Raw genomic sequence first — 1,615 nt, 5'->3', positions numbered from 1 at the left:
AGAAGCCCACCTTCTACGCCCCAGTACAACATTTCATTGTGTGGATGATCCATCGATGGCAAGCCTGCAGGATAGTTCTCATTCAGCGCATGCTGGCGCGCGGTGTACAGCATGTACTCAGATTCAAACTTACCGTAACCGTAGCCAGTGAACGGTTTCTCGATCACCATATCCAAGGTTTGAGGGAAAGTGTACGCTCGAGGCGATTCCATATTCACTTTCTCTGTCGCCAGTCCACTTCCGTCCGGGAATGCAATGCTCATTACAACGAACGAGAGCACCAAGCCCGTAACCAAAGCTGCGATCCAGCGAATAAAGCGGCCTTTGGTTGCAAAGCGATACATATACGGAATCACTAACAACAAACCGATGATGGTCGCTAGCCATCCTGTGCGCGAAGCTAACGCGACAATCAACGGCAAGGTAACAACAGGTACGGCATACAAAAGGTAAACGTCGCTTAGCTTACGTGAATACTTATAGGGTTGACGAGCTAGAAGGTAACTGGCAATGACTAATCCAGTAGCGAGAAAGCTAGCCATCACATTCGGTTGCTGAAAGATCCCGTACGGACGGTTAGCAATCGTGTCGTAGCCGAAAGGATTCCCTGGTTTTAGAAAAAGATATTGCGTCAGACCAAATAGAGCTTCAATCACGACAGCCAGTACGATGAACCAAAGTAACCGTTGGCGATGCTTATTACTGAAATGAAATTGCTGTAAGACAACAAAAAACAGGAAACCACTCCACAGGCCGATAAGTTTGTTCGCTGCCAGAGTGCTGTCCGCATTGGGGTAGAATACTGGCAACGTCATGATGATCGCGCTGATCAGTAACCCGATGGTTAGCTTTGAATAGCGTAAAATGCGGTTACTCGCGAGCTGATAGCAACCGATACCTAACGCAAAGCTAAATGCAATCCACGTTGTTGCGTTGAAGGATAAGGCTAACCCTGATCCACCTGGATTGGGCATAAAAAAGTGCATGGCCAGTAAAAACAGAACGGCCAAGGCGATGAGAAACTTGCGATTGAGAGGAACTTGTACTTTTTCAGGAGAAAGTTTGGTTCCACTTACATGTATAGTAGCCATATATATTGCGTTGTTTTGAATGAAAAAAGACCAGCATTGGCTGGTCTTTGTACTTTACCCGTTTTTTCTATTTCAACATAGGCTTAAGGAATCGAGCTGTGTGCGAACCTTCGATCTGAGACACATCTTCTGGTGTTCCCTGGGCAATGATCTCTCCGCCGCCTTGTCCGCCTTCTGGTCCTAAGTCGATGATCCAGTCTGCTGTTTTGATGACGTCCAAGTTATGCTCGATAACCACAACGGTATTCCCGTGATCGCGCAGGCGATGAAGTACGGTCAATAGCTGCTGAATATCATGGAAGTGCAGACCAGTTGTTGGCTCATCCAGAATGTACAAGGTTTTACCCGTATCACGCTTGGATAGCTCTCTTGCCAATTTCACTCGCTGCGCTTCGCCGCCTGATAATGTGGTTGCCGCTTGACCTAAACGAATGTAAGACAGACCAACGTCCATTAGAGTTTGCAGCTTGCGGGCAATCGCAGGAACAGGATCGAAGAAGGTGCGAGCATCCTCGACGGTCATT

2 protein-coding genes are annotated in these 1,615 nt (G+C 47.6%); both read right to left on the bottom strand.

Translation table 11 applies throughout. The features are described from left to right. A partial coding sequence (locus R8N46_RS24580; protein WP_318086224.1) for an O-antigen ligase occupies positions 1–1,091 on the bottom strand: 1,091 nt, incomplete at its 3' end. Positions 1,092–1,158: 67 nt separating this feature from the next. After that, positions 1,159–1,615 (bottom strand): ATP-binding cassette domain-containing protein (locus tag R8N46_RS24575; protein ID WP_318189696.1); only part of this gene is annotated, 457 nt, incomplete at its 5' end.

The sequence above is a fragment of the Vibrio sp. 1874 genome, from assembly GCF_033344395.1.
Lineage (GTDB): Bacteria > Pseudomonadota > Gammaproteobacteria > Enterobacterales > Vibrionaceae > Vibrio > Vibrio alginolyticus.
Note: the sequence above shows the minus strand (reverse complement) of the source record. Positions and strands in the feature narration are given on the sequence as shown.